A 1,245-nucleotide genomic window follows, 5' to 3' on the forward strand; every position below is an offset into this window, starting at 1 on the left:
AAAAACTACACTTGGACAACAAGATGCGCGAAGCCAATATCCTACAACATTCTTTACACCAATACTGCCCAGAACTTCACCTAAAACGATTAAACAGCTTGATGCTGGCCTCTAAGGCACTGATTGAATGTAAGACACTGACCTTGACTGAGTTAGGTCGAAATTTACCAACCACGGCCCGAACCAAGCACAACATCAAGCGCATTGATCGTTTGCTCGGCAACACGCATCTGCATCAAGAACGGTTAGCTGTCTACCAATGGCATGCCAGCCTCATCTGTTCTGGTAACCCTATGCCGATTGTGCTCGTCGATTGGTCAGACATCCGAGAGCATAAACGCATCATGGCTCTGCGCGCCTCAATAGCCTTCAATGGCCGCTCTATTACCCTGTATGAGAAGTCCTATCCCCTATCAGAACAATGCTCTAAGGCCTCCCACAACGGTTTTTTAGCGGACTTAGCCAAGATTTTACCTTTGCATGTTACCCCTCTCATCGTGACTGACGCGGGGTTCAAAGTGCCTTGGTACAAAGAGGTTGAGGCGCATGGTTGGTTTTGGCTAAGCCGTATTCGCGGTACAGTTCAATTTGCAGATATTGGCGCTGAAAATTGGCGTGCAGTTCGCAGTACACATGACTTGGCCAACGGTCAAGCGAAGAGCCTGGGTTGTAAGACCTTGACCAAAACTAACCCTATCAATTGCCATCTCACGCTTTATCGTAGCAAACCTAAGGGGCGTACAAATCAGCGTTCAACGAGGACTAATTGCCACCATCCATCGGCAAAAACGTACTCAACATCGGCGAAAGAGCCTTGGGTGTTAGCCAGCAATTTACCACCAGAATCTCGGAGCCCAAAGCAGCTGGTAAACCTGTACGCCAAACGTATGCAAATAGAGGAAACCTTTCGTGACCTCAAAAGCCCGGCATACGGCTTTGGCTTACGCCAAAGTCGTACCAACAGTCCAGAGCGATTCGACATCATCCTACTGATAGCGTTGATGGTTCAATGCCTGTTGTGGCTAGTTGGTTTACACGCACAGCAACAGGGCTGGGATAAGCATTTTCAGGCCAATACCATTGGGCATCGAACGGTACTCTCAACGATTCGCTTGGGATTGGAGGTACTCAGGCGGCCTGATTATCAAATCACGGAGAAAGAATTGCTGGCGGCCTGGGTATTATTCGCCAATCAGTTGCTCAAATATGGCTATGCTATGGCTGATTTATGAGGGGATCCTTCAG

Annotated in this window: 1 protein-coding gene; it reads left to right on the forward strand. The window is 48.4% G+C overall.

What is annotated here, in order from left to right:
- The first annotated feature begins 23 nt into the window (after positions 1 to 23).
- Positions 24 to 1,232: an IS4-like element IS10A family transposase gene (locus L5M38_RS24135; RefSeq protein ID WP_001206290.1), complete on the forward strand. Its 1,209-nt coding sequence runs from the start codon at positions 24 to 26 to the stop codon at positions 1,230 to 1,232.
- The last annotated feature ends 13 nt before the right edge of the window (positions 1,233 to 1,245 follow it).

The sequence above is a fragment of the Shewanella sp. SM101 genome (assembly GCF_025654465.1).
Taxonomy (GTDB): domain Bacteria; phylum Pseudomonadota; class Gammaproteobacteria; order Enterobacterales; family Shewanellaceae; genus Shewanella; species Shewanella oncorhynchi.